The 14,395-nt window shown below is 57.7% G+C and carries 8 protein-coding genes, 6 tRNA genes and 3 rRNA genes; 14 read left to right on the top strand and 3 right to left on the bottom strand.

Annotation, left to right across the window (positions count from 1 at the left end; genetic code table 11):
• Positions 1 to 30: 30 nt before the first annotated feature.
• From paaC to paaA, 3 genes are read right to left on the bottom strand one after another with little or no spacing between them, the layout of a single operon-like run.
• A complete protein-coding gene (gene paaC, locus AYM40_RS19095; RefSeq protein WP_063497544.1) occupies positions 31 to 834 on the bottom strand; it encodes a 1,2-phenylacetyl-CoA epoxidase subunit PaaC in 804 nt (267 codons plus the stop codon).
• 8 nt (positions 835 to 842) lie between these two features.
• Positions 843 to 1,127: a 1,2-phenylacetyl-CoA epoxidase subunit PaaB gene (gene paaB, locus AYM40_RS19090; protein WP_007179854.1), complete on the bottom strand. Its 285-nt coding sequence runs from the start codon at positions 1,125 to 1,127 to the stop codon at positions 843 to 845.
• A gap of 39 nt (positions 1,128 to 1,166) precedes the next feature.
• Complete coding sequence (gene paaA, locus AYM40_RS19085) at positions 1,167 to 2,165, bottom strand: 1,2-phenylacetyl-CoA epoxidase subunit PaaA (RefSeq protein ID WP_063497543.1); 999 nt, start codon at positions 2,163 to 2,165, stop codon at positions 1,167 to 1,169.
• A 216-nt stretch (positions 2,166 to 2,381) separates the two neighbouring features.
• Here paaA and AYM40_RS19080 point away from each other — a divergent pair, with 216 nt between their 5' ends.
• The 14 genes from AYM40_RS19080 (at position 2,382) to nusG (ending at position 14,310) form a co-directional block, all read left to right on the top strand.
• Positions 2,382 to 4,007 (top strand): NAD(P)/FAD-dependent oxidoreductase, encoded by a 1,626-nt coding sequence (locus AYM40_RS19080; RefSeq protein ID WP_063497542.1) that lies wholly within the window; start codon positions 2,382 to 2,384, stop codon positions 4,005 to 4,007.
• A gap of 358 nt (positions 4,008 to 4,365) precedes the next feature.
• A complete protein-coding gene (locus AYM40_RS19075) occupies positions 4,366 to 5,634 on the top strand; it encodes an SGNH/GDSL hydrolase family protein (protein ID WP_063497541.1) in 1,269 nt (422 codons plus the stop codon).
• A gap of 475 nt (positions 5,635 to 6,109) precedes the next feature.
• A 16S ribosomal RNA gene (locus AYM40_RS19070) occupies positions 6,110 to 7,640 on the top strand.
• A gap of 64 nt (positions 7,641 to 7,704) precedes the next feature.
• Positions 7,705 to 7,781 (top strand) — tRNA-Ile (locus AYM40_RS19065).
• 82 nt (positions 7,782 to 7,863) lie between these two features.
• Positions 7,864 to 7,939, top strand: a tRNA-Ala gene (locus tag AYM40_RS19060).
• 341 nt (positions 7,940 to 8,280) lie between these two features.
• Positions 8,281 to 11,161: ribosomal RNA gene (locus tag AYM40_RS19055) — 23S ribosomal RNA — on the top strand.
• 220 nt (positions 11,162 to 11,381) lie between these two features.
• Positions 11,382 to 11,494, top strand: a 5S ribosomal RNA gene (gene rrf / locus AYM40_RS19050).
• Together the 16S, 23S and 5S rRNA genes with 5 tRNA genes alongside form the textbook arrangement of a ribosomal RNA operon.
• A gap of 156 nt (positions 11,495 to 11,650) precedes the next feature.
• Positions 11,651 to 11,736: transfer RNA gene (locus AYM40_RS19045), tRNA-Tyr, on the top strand.
• A 38-nt stretch (positions 11,737 to 11,774) separates the two neighbouring features.
• Positions 11,775 to 11,848 (top strand) — tRNA-Gly (locus AYM40_RS19040).
• A 16-nt stretch (positions 11,849 to 11,864) separates the two neighbouring features.
• Positions 11,865 to 11,939: transfer RNA gene (locus AYM40_RS19035), tRNA-Thr, on the top strand.
• Positions 11,940 to 12,002: 63 nt separating this feature from the next.
• Positions 12,003 to 13,193: an elongation factor Tu gene (gene tuf, locus AYM40_RS19030; protein WP_063497539.1), complete on the top strand. Its 1,191-nt coding sequence runs from the start codon at positions 12,003 to 12,005 to the stop codon at positions 13,191 to 13,193.
• A gap of 65 nt (positions 13,194 to 13,258) precedes the next feature.
• Positions 13,259 to 13,334: transfer RNA gene (locus AYM40_RS19025), tRNA-Trp, on the top strand.
• Positions 13,335 to 13,370: 36 nt separating this feature from the next.
• Positions 13,371 to 13,751: a preprotein translocase subunit SecE gene (gene secE, locus AYM40_RS19020; protein ID WP_046567533.1), complete on the top strand. Its 381-nt coding sequence runs from the start codon at positions 13,371 to 13,373 to the stop codon at positions 13,749 to 13,751.
• A gap of 1 nt (position 13,752) precedes the next feature.
• Complete coding sequence (nusG, locus tag AYM40_RS19015; protein ID WP_007180147.1) at positions 13,753 to 14,310, top strand: transcription termination/antitermination protein NusG; 558 nt, start codon at positions 13,753 to 13,755, stop codon at positions 14,308 to 14,310.
• The last annotated feature ends 85 nt before the right edge of the window (positions 14,311 to 14,395 follow it).

Raw genomic sequence — 14,395 nt, 5'->3', positions numbered from 1 at the left:
GTGAAGTTCCGTCGGGTTCCGGTTGTGCGCTTACCAGGTGGCGCCGGGATGCTGGCGCGCGAGGCTTTGCATTTCGGCCAGCACAAAACCCATGTGTTCCGAGTGCTCGCCGTGCTTGCCAGTCGTGATGTGCTTGACGGCTTCGGGCAGCTTGAGCGTGGCTTTATCGAGCGTGGCCTGTACGTCTTCGAGCCATGCTCCTTCGAGATCCGACGTCATCGGCCCGATACCGGCGGCGGCGATGGTCTCCTCCACGGCGTCGGCACTGAAAAACTCGCGCGTGTATGGCAGCAGATAGTCGAGTGCGGCTTGAGCACGGCGATGTGACTCGTCGGTGCCGTCGCCGAAACGGATCAGCCATTCGCTTGCGTGGTGCACGTGATAGCTGGCTTCCTTGATCGACTTCGAGGCGATCGCTGCCAGCTGTTCATCCTTCGACGTAGTGAGTGCCGACCAAAGATGCGCCATCAGCGTCGCGTACAGGAAATTGCGCACGATCGTGACCGCGTAGTCCTTCTCGGCTTGCGCGGTACCGGCTAGCGGGCCGTAATGCGGCAACTCGGCCAGCGTGTAGTTGGCGAACTCACGTTCGGCGCGGAAGTAGGCGTAGTCGTCTTCCGTGCGGCTTTTGCCGGTGAGTTGCTGTTCCAGCGAGGCGGCGTGCGTATACAACAGGCGCGCCTGACCGATCAGATCCAGACTCATGTTCGACAGCGCGATGTCCTCTTCGAGAACCGGGCCGTGACCGCACCACTCGGTATTGCGCTGACCGAGGATCAGCGCGGTGTCCGCGAGGCGCAGCACGTACTGCAGATGTTGGGGCGTAATGTTCATGGCCGCGCTTACATGTGGTTGACTTCGTCGGGGAGCGTATAGAACGTCGGATGGCGGTAAATCTTGTCGCCAGCCGGTTCGAACAGCTCCGCCTTGTCTTCCGGCGCGGACGCCGTGATCGCCGACGACGGCACCACCCAGATGCTCACGCCTTCCTGGCGGCGCGTGTAGACGTCGCGGGCCATGCGCAGCGCCATCGGCGCGTCGGCGGCATGCAGGCTGCCGCAGTGTTTATGGTCGAGTCCCTGCTTGCTGCGCACGAAGACTTCCCAAATCGGCCATTCCTTGTTCATCGCTGATCTCCTGATACTTTGTTCGGCTTGCCGCGTGAGTTAAGCGGCGTGCTGTTGCGCGCGCTGGCGTTGCTTTTCGGCGTGGGCGAGGGCGGCTTCGCGCACCCAGGCGCCTTCGTCGTGCGCCTTCACGCGAGTCGCGAGACGTTCGCGGTTGCAGGGGCCGTCGCCATTCACGACGCGCCAGAATTCTTCCCAGTCGATATCGCCATAGTCGTGGTGGCCACGGGCTTCGTTCCACTTCAGATCCGGGTCCGGCAGCGTGACGCCGAGCACCTTGGCCTGGTCGACGGTGGCGTCGACGAATTTCTGGCGCAGATCGTCGTTCGAGATGCGTTTGATGCCCCATTTCGACGACTGGTTGCTGTGGATCGAGTCTTTGTCGCTCGGTCCGAACATCATCAGCACCGGCCACCACCAGCGGTTCACGGCTTGCTGGACCAATTCGCGTTGCGCTTCGGTGCCGCTCATCATCGACATCAGCGCGTCGAAGCCTTGGCGCTGATGGAACGACTCTTCCTTGCAGATACGGATCATTGCGCGTGCGTACGGGCCGTAAGTGCAGCGGCACAGCGGAATCTGGTTCATGATTGCCGCGCCGTCCACCAGCCAGCCGATCACGCCGACGTCCGCCCACGTGGGCGTCGGGTAATTGAAGATGCTCGAATATTTGGCTTTGCCCGAGTGCAACGCAGCGATCAACTGATCGCGCGACACACCGAGCGTTTCGGCCGCGCTATATAGATAGAGACCGTGGCCGGCTTCATCCTGCACTTTGGCCAGCAGGATCGCCTTGCGCTTCAGGCTGGGTGCGCGTGTGATCCAGTTGCCTTCTGGCAGCATGCCGACGATCTCCGAATGCGCGTGCTGCGAGATTTGCCGCACCAGCGTCTTGCGGTAAGCGTCAGGCATCCAGTCCTGCGCCTCGATCTTGCCGTCGGCGGTCATGACCGCATCGAATTGCGCCTGTTCGGGCGAACTCGCTGCCGCGTCGAGCGGGGCAACATTGCCGGGGATATCCAGGGATTGCGTGTACATGGGGACGCTCTCAGCGGAAGTTGTCTGTGTTTGCGCAGTATAAACCAACCGACCGGTCGGTTAATAAATTTTTTGAGACGGACCGCGGCTATCGATAGGGGAAGGAAGGAGCGCCGTCGAGGGCGTTTCACATGCACTGCCGCCCCGCGCCGACACTTAACCTATAAAATTGCGAATTGGCTGCGATTTGCGGCCTTCCTGCATCCCCCGGTACTCATGTTACGTCTAAGCGAAATCAAACTCCCGCTCGATCATCCCGAGAGCGTTCTCGAAGCCGCCGTCCGCGCGCGCCTCGCTGAGCTCGGCGTGGGCGACGACGGGCTCGTCCGATACACCGTGTTCCGCCGCGCACACGACGCGCGCAAGCGCACCGACATCAAGCTCACTTATATCGTCGACGTTGAAGTCAAAGATGAAGCGGCCGCGCTCAGGCGGCTCGCCGACGTGCCGCACTGCGGCGTGACGCCGGACATGACGTACCGTTTTGTCGCCAAAGCACCGGCGCAGATGACCTCCCCGCGCCCGGTCGTGATCGGCATGGGGCCGTGCGGCCTGTTTGCCGGGCTGATCCTTGCCCAAATGGGCTTTCGTCCGATCATTCTCGAGCGCGGCAAGGCCGTGCGCGAGCGCACTAAAGATACTTTCGGCCTGTGGCGCAAGTCGGTGCTCAATCCTGAATCGAACGTGCAGTTCGGCGAAGGCGGCGCGGGTACCTTCTCGGACGGCAAGCTTTATAGTCAGATCAAGGATCCGAAGCACTACGGCCGCAAGGTGCTCGATGAGTTCGTCCGCGCGGGTGCGCCGGAGGACATTCTTTATCTGAGCCGCCCCCATATCGGCACGTTCCGCCTTGTCAGCATGGTCGAAAAGATGCGCGCGACCATTCACGAGTTGGGCGGCGAAGTGCGTTTCGAGACGCGGGTCGACGATATTGAAATCGATCAGGGCAAGGTGCGCGGGCTCAAACTGTCGACGGGCGAACATTTGCGCTGCGACCACGTGGTGCTGGCGGTCGGCCATAGCGCGCGCGATACCTTCCAGATGCTGAACGACCGCGGCGTCTATATCGAAGCCAAGCCTTTTTCGCTCGGTTTCCGGATCGAACATCCGCAAGGGTTGATCGATCGCAGTCGTTTCGGCAAGTTCGCGGGACACAAGCAACTCGGCGCCGCTGACTATAAGGTGGTGCATCACTGCAGCAATGGGCGTGCGGTTTATAGCTTCTGCATGTGTCCGGGCGGCACGGTGGTCGCGGCGACTTCCGAGCCGGGCCGCGTGGTGACCAACGGCATGAGCCAGTACTCACGGGCGGAACGCAATGCCAACGCCGGGATTGTCGTCGGCATCACGCCGGACGACTATCCGGGCGGGCCGCTTGCCGGCATCGCCTTCCAGCGTAAATGGGAAGAGCGGGCGTTCGAACTGGGCGGCGGCAACTATATGGCGCCGGGGCAACTGGTCGGCGATTTTATCGCTGGGCGGCCGTCTACGTCGCTGGGGTCGGTGGTGCCGTCCTACAAGCCGGGCGTGCATCCGACCGATCTCAGCACGGCGCTGCCCGACTACGTGATCGAGGCGATCCGCGAAGCGTTGCCGCAGATGGACAAGAAAATCGCCGGGTTTGCCATGCATGACGCCGTGCTGACAGGCGTCGAGACGAGAACGTCGTCACCGATTCGCGTGCGGCGCCGGGACGACTATCAGAGCATGAATGTCGAGGGCTTGTATCCGGCCGGTGAGGGCGCGGGGTATGCCGGCGGAATCTACTCGGCAGCCATCGACGGGATCGAGGTGGCCGAAGCGCTTGCATTGAAGATGAGCGGGGCGTCGGTGGCGGTATGACGAATAATGCGTTTGCGCTCACACCGAATGGCGGTGGCGCAGGCGGCCTGATATGGGCGAGACGCTGTGCATCCTCGGCCGATGGCTGCTTCGCAGACGTTGCGTCTAGGGCCCCGGGTGGGGGCTCTAGTGCCAGGCGAGCCGAATACGTCCGGCGCCGCGCGATCCACCGAATACCCGTGCCCCCGCTTGCGGTACGGTCGGTGCCGCAGCCTTGATACGAGGCGCGGGTGATCGTACGATAGCGCTCGCCCACTCGCCCACTCGCCCACTCGCCCACTCGCCCACTCGCCCATTCGGCCGCGATGGCCATGGCGATCGGGCACAATGCACGTTTCGCATCGAACTGACCACCCGAATGACCATTCGCACCCTGGCTGCCGCATGTGGCGCGGCGCTGCTTTGCCAATTTGCCGTTTCCTCGACCGTTTTTGCCGCCGACGCCCCGGCGCACTGGGTTACTGCGTGGGCGACGGCGTTGCAACCCATCCCGCAACGATCGGATTTGCCGCCCTTATATCGCGCCCCGGAGGTAGCAGGGCGCACCGTTCGTCAGATCGTCTATCCCACGCTGTCAGGTAAATCCGCACGAGTCCATCTCAGTAATGAGTACGGGAAGACGGCGCTCGTCATCGAGGATTTGCGCATCGCGCGCTCGGCCGGTGGGGCTGCGGCGCTAGGCAATGGCGAGGCGCGCGTGACGTTCGGTGGCAAGAGTTCGGTGAGCGTGCCGGCGGGCGCGGAGTTGGATAGCGACCCGGTTGCTATCGACATCGTTGAAGGTGCGCCGTATGCGCTCAGTGCGTTCACGGGGCCGGAACAGCGGATCGTGGCGTGGCATCGGGTATCGAGTCAGTTGAATTACGTTTCCGTACCGGGTAATCACACGGCCGATACTTCCGCTGAATCGTTTCGCGGCCGGTTCACGCAATATGTGTGGGTGACTGGCTTGTCGGTGGACGCGCCTTCATCGGTTGCCATCGCCGCGATCGGCGACTCGATCACCGACGGCATGCGCTCCAGCCTGAATCAGAATCGACGCTGGCCGGACGCGCTGGCTCGTCGGTTCGCCGGCACCGGAGACCACTCGACGGCTATCGTCAATCTTGGCATCAGCGGCAATCGTTTGTTGAGCGACTCACTCTGCTACGGCGACGCACTCGTCCGGCGTTTCGACCGGGACGTGCTGGAACGCCCGGGTGTCAAGACGGCGATTCTGCTGATCGGAATCAACGACATCAATTTTGCAGAGATGCCAGCTCGTAGCGGCCTCGACTGCGACTCCCCACACACCTCGGTGACAGCCGCCGATCTGATCGCCGGGTACCAGCGGGTGATTGCAGATGCACGGCACCGTGGCGTGAAGGTGTTCGGCGCGACGTTGACGCCTGCCTCGCTGCCGGCGCCCCGAGAGGCGATCCGGCTTGCGGTCAACCAGTGGATTCGAACCAGCCGCGCTTTCGACGGCGTCGTAGATTTCGACGCAGCACTACGCGACCCGGCGCACCCGAGTCGCCTGCAGCGCACCTTTGACAGTGGCGATCATATCCATCCCAGCGACGCCGGATACACCGCAATGGCCGAAGCGGTTCCGGTGGCTGCTTTGGAGAATTCAACCCGGAAGTGAGCCGCAAAAAAGATTTTCTTCAAACACTTGTCACATGGCTGATGTTCGCCTATAGTTCGCCTCCTCGTTTGCGAACGAGGGCCGCGGCAGAAACCAGCGGCCGTGACGTCAACAAGGTTTTAAGCGAAAGCGAAAAATGTTGTTGACGAAACGAAAAAGAGCCTTCATAATCTCGTTTCTCTGCTGCTGATGCAGCGACGCAGAACGAAGCGGTGCCGGGTGGTTGTGATGTGATGCAACGCGGTGCTGGTTCGGTAGTGAATGCGTAATCGATCTTTAAAAATTAACAGCCGATAAGTGTGGGCGCTTGATGCGCGACGCGCAGTGGACCCTTCGGGGTTTGCTGGAAGCGAAAGTATCAAGTCTCACACTAGTATTAAAGGAAGGTTTTCCTGTCTTTGGACAGGTTAATCATTCGTCAGTACGTTGAGTGAGCGACCGGTTCTTAACTGAACCGAAAAACAGTAACAGGTTTGAACTGAAGAGTTTGATCCTGGCTCAGATTGAACGCTGGCGGCATGCCTTACACATGCAAGTCGAACGGCAGCACGGGGGCAACCCTGGTGGCGAGTGGCGAACGGGTGAGTAATACATCGGAACGTGTCCTGTAGTGGGGGATAGCCCGGCGAAAGCCGGATTAATACCGCATACGCTCTACGGAGGAAAGGGGGGGATCGCAAGACCTCCCGCTACAGGGGCGGCCGATGGCAGATTAGCTAGTTGGTGGGGTAAAGGCCTACCAAGGCGACGATCTGTAGCTGGTCTGAGAGGACGACCAGCCACACTGGGACTGAGACACGGCCCAGACTCCTACGGGAGGCAGCAGTGGGGAATTTTGGACAATGGGCGAAAGCCTGATCCAGCAATGCCGCGTGTGTGAAGAAGGCCTTCGGGTTGTAAAGCACTTTTGTCCGGAAAGAAAGCCTCTGGGTTAATACCCCGGGGGGATGACGGTACCGGAAGAATAAGCACCGGCTAACTACGTGCCAGCAGCCGCGGTAATACGTAGGGTGCAAGCGTTAATCGGAATTACTGGGCGTAAAGCGTGCGCAGGCGGTCCGCTAAGACAGATGTGAAATCCCCGGGCTTAACCTGGGAACTGCATTTGTGACTGGCGGGCTAGAGTATGGCAGAGGGGGGTAGAATTCCACGTGTAGCAGTGAAATGCGTAGAGATGTGGAGGAATACCGATGGCGAAGGCAGCCCCCTGGGCCAATACTGACGCTCATGCACGAAAGCGTGGGGAGCAAACAGGATTAGATACCCTGGTAGTCCACGCCCTAAACGATGTCAACTAGTTGTTGGGTCTTCATTGACTTAGTAACGTAGCTAACGCGTGAAGTTGACCGCCTGGGGAGTACGGTCGCAAGATTAAAACTCAAAGGAATTGACGGGGACCCGCACAAGCGGTGGATGATGTGGATTAATTCGATGCAACGCGAAAAACCTTACCTACCCTTGACATGTATGGAATCCTGCTGAGAGGTGGGAGTGCCCGAAAGGGAGCCGTAACACAGGTGCTGCATGGCTGTCGTCAGCTCGTGTCGTGAGATGTTGGGTTAAGTCCCGCAACGAGCGCAACCCTTGTCCCTAGTTGCTACGCAAGAGCACTCTAGGGAGACTGCCGGTGACAAACCGGAGGAAGGTGGGGATGACGTCAAGTCCTCATGGCCCTTATGGGTAGGGCTTCACACGTCATACAATGGTCGGAACAGAGGGTCGCCAACCCGCGAGGGGGAGCCAATCCCAGAAAACCGATCGTAGTCCGGATCGCACTCTGCAACTCGAGTGCGTGAAGCTGGAATCGCTAGTAATCGCGGATCAGCATGCCGCGGTGAATACGTTCCCGGGTCTTGTACACACCGCCCGTCACACCATGGGAGTGGGTTTTACCAGAAGTGGCTAGTCTAACCGCAAGGAGGACGGTCACCACGGTAGGATTCATGACTGGGGTGAAGTCGTAACAAGGTAGCCGTATCGGAAGGTGCGGCTGGATCACCTCCTTTCTCGAGCTAACGTGTCAATGCGTTGAGCGCTCACGCTTATCGGCTGTGAACAAGACAGACTCAGGGGTCTGTAGCTCAGTTGGTTAGAGCACCGTCTTGATAAGGCGGGGGTCGATGGTTCGAATCCATCCAGACCCACCACTGTTTCTGCGGTGGCTGCGCTAATGACTGAAACCCCTGAGTAGATCAGTACGGATAGGGATGTATTGATATCTGTGTGACTGGGGGATTAGCTCAGCTGGGAGAGCACCTGCTTTGCAAGCAGGGGGTCGTCGGTTCGATCCCGTCATCCTCCACCAATCATCAATGCTGGTTTATCTGCAGCGCACGTTGAAAGGCGTTTGCGATGTAGTGAAACAAGCATTGGCGATTGAGCCAGTCAGAGTGATACGTGGTTATAGCAACCGCGATATCGGCTGTCGTTCTTTAACAATCAGGAAGAAGTAGTAAAGAGATTCACGAAAGATCACTTAGAGATGGGTGATCGAGTAGGTGAATCAGGGTTGTGATTGTATCAATGTATGAAAAGGTGATCGAAAGATCGCTTTTGGAATACGGCGCAACACGAATACTCAACCTGTAGCGATTGTGGCGAGCGTTGCATTCCCAGTGGATGCGACATGAGACACACCCGTTATAGGGTCAAGCGAACAAGTGCATGTGGTGGATGCCTTGGCGATCACAGGCGATGAAGGACGCGGTAGCCTGCGAAAAGCTACGGGGAGCTGGCAAACGAGCTTTGATCCGTAGATGTCCGAATGGGGAAACCCACTCCTTATGGAGTATCCATAGCTGAATACATAGGCTATGTGAAGCGAACGCGGTGAACTGAAACATCTAAGTAACCGCAGGAAAAGAAATCAACCGAGATTCCCAGAGTAGTGGCGAGCGAAATGGGATCAGCCTGTACTCTTTATCTTCATTGTTAGTCGAAGGCTCTGGAAAGTGCCGCCATAGCAGGTGATAGCCCTGTAGACGAAAACAGCGGGGAAGAACTAGGTGTACGACAAGTAGGGCGGGACACGTGAAATCCTGTCTGAAGATGGGGGGACCATCCTCCAAGGCTAAATACTCGTGATCGACCGATAGTGAACCAGTACCGTGAGGGAAAGGCGAAAAGAACCCCGGGAGGGGAGTGAAATAGATCCTGAAACCGCATGCATACAAACAGTCGGAGCCTTTGAAAGAGGGTGACGGCGTACCTTTTGTATAATGGGTCAGCGACTTACATTCAGTGGCAAGCTTAACCGATTAGGGCAGGCGTAGCGAAAGCGAGTCCGAACAGGGCGTTCAGTCGCTGGGTGTAGACCCGAAACCAGGTGATCTATCCATGGCCAGGATGAAGGTGCGGTAACACGTACTGGAGGTCCGAACCCACTAACGTTGAAAAGTTAGGGGATGAGCTGTGGATAGGGGTGAAAGGCTAAACAAACCTGGAAATAGCTGGTTCTCTCCGAAAACTATTTAGGTAGTGCCTCGTGTATCACCTTCGGGGGTAGAGCACTGTCATGGTTGTGGGGTCCATTGCGGATTACTACGCCATAGCAAACTCCGAATACCGAAGAGTGCAATCACGGGAGACAGACATCGGGTGCTAACGTCCGGTGTCAAGAGGGAAACAACCCAGACCGCCAGCTAAGGTCCCCAAATATTGCTAAGTGGGAAACGAAGTGGGAAGGCTAAAACAGTCAGGAGGTTGGCTTAGAAGCAGCCATCCTTTAAAGAAAGCGTAATAGCTCACTGATCGAGTCGTCCTGCGCGGAAGATGTAACGGGGCTAAGCAATATACCGAAGCTGCGGATGCACATTTATGTGCATGGTAGGAGAGCGTTCCGTAAGCCTGCGAAGGTGCATTGAAAAGTGCGCTGGAGGTATCGGAAGTGCGAATGCTGACATGAGTAGCGATAAAGGGGGTGAAAGGCCCCCTCGCCGTAAGCCCAAGGTTTCCTACGCAACGTTCATCGGCGTAGGGTGAGTCGGCCCCTAAGGCGAGGCAGAAATGCGTAGCTGATGGGAAGCAGGTTAATATTCCTGCACCATTGTTAAATGCGATGGGGGGACGGATCGCGGAAGGTTGTCCGGGTGTTGGAAGTCCCGGTTCCTGTGTTGGAGAAGGCGCTTAGGCAAATCCGGGCGCGGAATTCAAGGGCATGGGACGAGTGATCTAGGTCACGAAGCAACTGGAAGTGGTTCCAAGAAAAGCCTCTAAGCTTCAGTTTAACAAGACCGTACCGCAAACCGACACAGGTGGGCGAGATGAGTATTCTAAGGCGCTTGAGAGAACTCGGGAGAAGGAACTCGGCAAATTGGTACCGTAACTTCGGGATAAGGTACGCCCCTGTAGCCTGACTGGCCTGCGCCAGAAGGGTGAAGGGGTTGCAATAAACTGGTGGCTGCGACTGTTTAATAAAAACACAGCACTCTGCAAACACGAAAGTGGACGTATAGGGTGTGACGCCTGCCCGGTGCCGGAAGATTAAATGATGGGGTGCAAGCTCTTGATTGAAGTCCCGGTAAACGGCGGCCGTAACTATAACGGTCCTAAGGTAGCGAAATTCCTTGTCGGGTAAGTTCCGACCTGCACGAATGGCGTAACGATGGCCACACTGTCTCCTCCCGAGACTCAGCGAAGTTGAAGTGTTTGTGATGATGCAATCTCCCCGCGGCTAGACGGAAAGACCCCATGAACCTTTACTGTAGCTTTGCATTGGACTTTGAACCGGTCTGTGTAGGATAGGTGGGAGGCTTTGAAGCGTGGACGCCAGTCTGCGTGGAGCCGACCTTGAAATACCACCCTGGTTTGTTTGAGGTTCTAACCTTGGTCCGTGATCCGGATCGGGGACAGTGCATGGTAGGCAGTTTGACTGGGGCGGTCTCCTCCCAAAGTGTAACGGAGGAGTACGAAGGTACGCTAGGTACGGTCGGAAATCGTGCTGATAGTGCAATGGCATAAGCGTGCTTAACTGCGAGACCGACAAGTCGAGCAGGTGCGAAAGCAGGTCATAGTGATCCGGTGGTTCTGTATGGAAGGGCCATCGCTCAACGGATAAAAGGTACTCTGGGGATAACAGGCTGATACCGCCCAAGAGTTCATATCGACGGCGGTGTTTGGCACCTCGATGTCGGCTCATCTCATCCTGGGGCTGTAGCCGGTCCCAAGGGTATGGCTGTTCGCCATTTAAAGAGGTACGTGAGCTGGGTTTAAAACGTCGTGAGACAGTTTGGTCCCTATCTGCCGTGGGCGCTGGATATTTGAAGGGGGCTGCTCCTAGTACGAGAGGACCGGAGTGGACGAACCTCTGGTGTACCGGTTGTCACGCCAGTGGCATCGCCGGGTAGCTATGTTCGGAAGAGATAACCGCTGAAAGCATCTAAGCGGGAAACTCGCCTTAAGATGAGATATCCCCGGGGCTTCGAGCCCCTTGAAGGGTCGTTCAAGACCAGGACGTTGATAGGTCAGGTGTGGAAGCGCAGTAATGCGTTAAGCTAACTGATACTAATTGCCCGTAAGGCTTGATCCTATAACAGGTGTGTGTCGGCAGCCGTTAGTGCTTCAGCACTTATGGATGCCCCACCCTGCGCCATGCGCAGGGTCTTGAGACCACATGCACAGGTTGAGATCGATGTTGTGCCTCGAACAACACAGCCCGAGCTTGCTGAAAGCTCCTCTGGTGAGCATCACCAGAAACTACTTCTTCCGGATTGGTTGTGTTGATAAAGTCAACACGACAACAAGTCATGCCTGATGACCATAGCGAGTCGGTCCCACCCCTTCCCATCCCGAACAGGACCGTGAAACGACTCCACGCCGATGATAGTGCGGATTCCCGTGTGAAAGTAGGTAATCGTCAGGCTCCCCAGCATGTCCAGAAACCCCACCCCACAAAGGTGGGGTTTTTGCGTTTACGGTCGGAGCTGGAATCACTATATAAGTGAGAGCTATGAGTTTGGAACGGTCAAGCAAGCCTTGACAGCAAGCGGTTGTTCCCTCATAATCATCAGTTCTCTGCGGAGGGGTGCCCGAGTGGCTAAAGGGGGCAGACTGTAAATCTGTTGGCTTACGCCTACGTTGGTTCGAATCCAACCTCCTCCACCAGAATGCAAGCTGTAGTAGTTGGGAATCCATGGATCCTTGCGGGTGTAGCTCAATGGTAGAGCAGAAGCCTTCCAAGCTTACGACGAGGGTTCGATTCCCTTCACCCGCTCCAGTAACAAAGAAGTAGCGCCCATGTGGCTCAGTGGTAGAGCACTCCCTTGGTAAGGGAGAGGTCGGCAGTTCGATCCTGCCCATGGGCACCAGAAGTACTCGGTGATTGTTTGCGCGCGGCGCAACGTACGGATAAATCCTCTTAGGAGTCGAAAATGGCCAAGGGTAAGTTTGAGCGGACCAAGCCGCACGTGAACGTCGGCACGATCGGTCACGTTGACCACGGCAAGACCACGCTGACGGCAGCGATCACGACGGTGCTGACCAAGAAGTTTGGTGGCGAAGCAAAGGCATACGACCAGATCGACGCGGCGCCGGAAGAAAAGGCGCGTGGTATCACGATCAACACGGCGCACGTCGAGTACGAAACGGCTAACCGCCACTACGCACACGTCGACTGCCCGGGCCACGCTGACTACGTGAAGAACATGATCACGGGCGCAGCGCAGATGGACGGCGCGATTCTGGTGTGCTCGGCTGCAGACGGCCCGATGCCGCAAACGCGTGAGCACATCCTGCTGGCGCGTCAGGTTGGCGTTCCGTACATCATCGTGTTCCTGAACAAGTGCGACATGGTGGACGACGCTGAGCTGCTGGAACTCGTCGAAATGGAAGTTCGCGAACTTCTGTCGAAGTACGACTTCCCGGGCGACGACACGCCGATCATCAAGGGTTCGGCCAAGCTGGCGCTGGAAGGCGACACGGGCGAGCTGGGCGAAGTGGCGATCATGAACCTGGCCGACGCGCTGGACACGTACATCCCGACGCCGGAGCGCGCAGTTGACGGTGCGTTCCTGATGCCGGTGGAAGACGTGTTCTCGATCTCGGGTCGCGGCACGGTGGTGACGGGTCGCGTTGAGCGCGGCGTGGTGAAGGTTGGCGAGGAAATCGAAATCGTCGGTATCAAGCCGACGGTGAAGACGACCTGCACGGGCGTGGAAATGTTCCGCAAGCTGCTCGACCAGGGTCAGGCAGGCGACAACGTGGGTATCCTGCTGCGCGGCACGAAGCGTGAAGACGTGGAGCGTGGCCAGGTTCTGGCGAAGCCGGGTTCGATCAACCCGCACACGCACTTCACGGCTGAAGTGTACGTGCTGAGCAAGGACGAAGGCGGCCGCCACACGCCGTTCTTCAACAACTATCGTCCGCAGTTCTACTTCCGTACGACGGACGTGACGGGCTCGATCGAGTTGCCGAAGGACAAGGAAATGGTCATGCCGGGCGACAACGTGTCGATCACGGTGAAGCTGATCAACCCGATCGCGATGGAAGAAGGTCTGCGCTTCGCAATCCGCGAAGGCGGCCGTACGGTCGGCGCAGGTGTGGTTGCAAAGATCCTCGAGTAACGCCAGACAGTTCTCGTTGATCGGTAGTTTCGGGGTTGGCGGTGTCGTCAACCCCAAAATGGTTTAGGGGTATAGCTCAACTGGCAGAGCGTCGGTCTCCAAAACCGAAGGTTGGGGGTTCGATTCCCTCTGCCCCTGCCAACTCTCGCGTCGTATATGACGCTTCGTTAAGGTGTTATGGCGAATCCTTCCGTCGAAACTGTAAATACATCCGGCGACAAGCTGATGCTCGTCGCGGGCGTATTGTTGGTCTTGGCCGGGTTCGTGGGGTTCTTCTGGCTCAGCGGCCAGGAATGGTACGTCCGCGGAGCCGCCTTGGCTGTTGGCGCTATCGCGGGTGTTGCAGTCGGTCTTCTCTCCGCGCCTGGCAAGGGTTTCATCGCTTTCGCCAAAGACTCGTACAAAGAAGTTCGCAAGGTTGTCTGGCCGACTCGTAAAGAGGCCACCCAGACAACGCTCGTAGTGTTCGGCTTCGTGTTTGTCATGGCGATCTTTCTTTGGATTAGCGATAAATCCATCGAATGGGCGATTTTCTCGGTGATTCTGGGTTGGAAATGATATGAGCGATACTCCGGCATCCCCGAGCGGCAAACGTTGGTACGTGGTGCACGCCTACTCCGGCATGGAGAAGAGCGTGCAACGTGCGCTTCAGGAGCGCATCGAACGTGCTGGCATGCAAGACCAGTTTGGTCAAATCCTCGTTCCGACTGAAGAAGTGGTCGAGGTGAAAGGCGGTCACAAATCGGTGACCGAGCGTCGTTTCTTCCCGGGCTATGTCCTTGTGGAAATGGAAATGACAGACGAAACGTGGCACCTCGTGAAAAACACGGCAAAGGTGACGGGTTTCGTAGGCGGTGCGCGTAATCGTCCGAGTCCGATTTCCCCGCGGGAAGTCGAGAAGATCATGTCGCAAATGCAGGAAGGCGTGGAAAAGCCGCGTCCGAAGACCCTGTTCGAAGTAGGCGAGATGGTGCGGGTGAAGGACGGTCCGTTCACGGATTTCAACGGCAGCGTCGAAGAAGTGAACTACGAAAAGTCGCGCGTCCGTGTTTCCGTTACAATCTTCGGCCGCGCAACGCCGGTCGAGCTGGAATTCGGCCAGGTCGAAAAGTTGTAATCCAGAATTCTACGGGGCGCACTGGTCGGTGCGCTCCGTATTTCGCGCTTACGGTCCGCGTAATGGCCGTTGAGGAGCGTAAGTA

Source organism: Paraburkholderia phytofirmans OLGA172 (genome assembly GCF_001634365.1).
GTDB lineage: Bacteria > Pseudomonadota > Gammaproteobacteria > Burkholderiales > Burkholderiaceae > Paraburkholderia.
The sequence above is the reverse complement of the archived record's forward strand: the minus strand, read 5'-3'. Positions and strand labels throughout refer to the sequence as shown.

What these genes read in the sequence shown, in the direction of transcription:
- paaB (WP_007179854.1), bottom strand. Translation starts at nt 1,127, where the DNA reads ATGAACAAGGAATGGCCGATTTGGGAAGTCTTCGTGCGCAGCAAGCAG.
- nusG (WP_007180147.1), top strand. Translation starts at nt 13,753, where the DNA reads ATGAGCGATACTCCGGCATCCCCGAGCGGCAAACGTTGGTACGTGGTG.
- secE (WP_046567533.1), top strand. Translation starts at nt 13,371, where the DNA reads ATGGCGAATCCTTCCGTCGAAACTGTAAATACATCCGGCGACAAGCTG.
- tuf (WP_063497539.1), top strand. Translation starts at nt 12,003, where the DNA reads ATGGCCAAGGGTAAGTTTGAGCGGACCAAGCCGCACGTGAACGTCGGC.
- AYM40_RS19075 (WP_063497541.1), top strand. Translation starts at nt 4,366, where the DNA reads ATGACCATTCGCACCCTGGCTGCCGCATGTGGCGCGGCGCTGCTTTGC.
- paaA (WP_063497543.1), bottom strand. Translation starts at nt 2,165, where the DNA reads ATGTACACGCAATCCCTGGATATCCCCGGCAATGTTGCCCCGCTCGAC.
- paaC (WP_063497544.1), bottom strand. Translation starts at nt 834, where the DNA reads ATGAACATTACGCCCCAACATCTGCAGTACGTGCTGCGCCTCGCGGAC.
- AYM40_RS19080 (WP_063497542.1), top strand. Translation starts at nt 2,382, where the DNA reads ATGTTACGTCTAAGCGAAATCAAACTCCCGCTCGATCATCCCGAGAGC.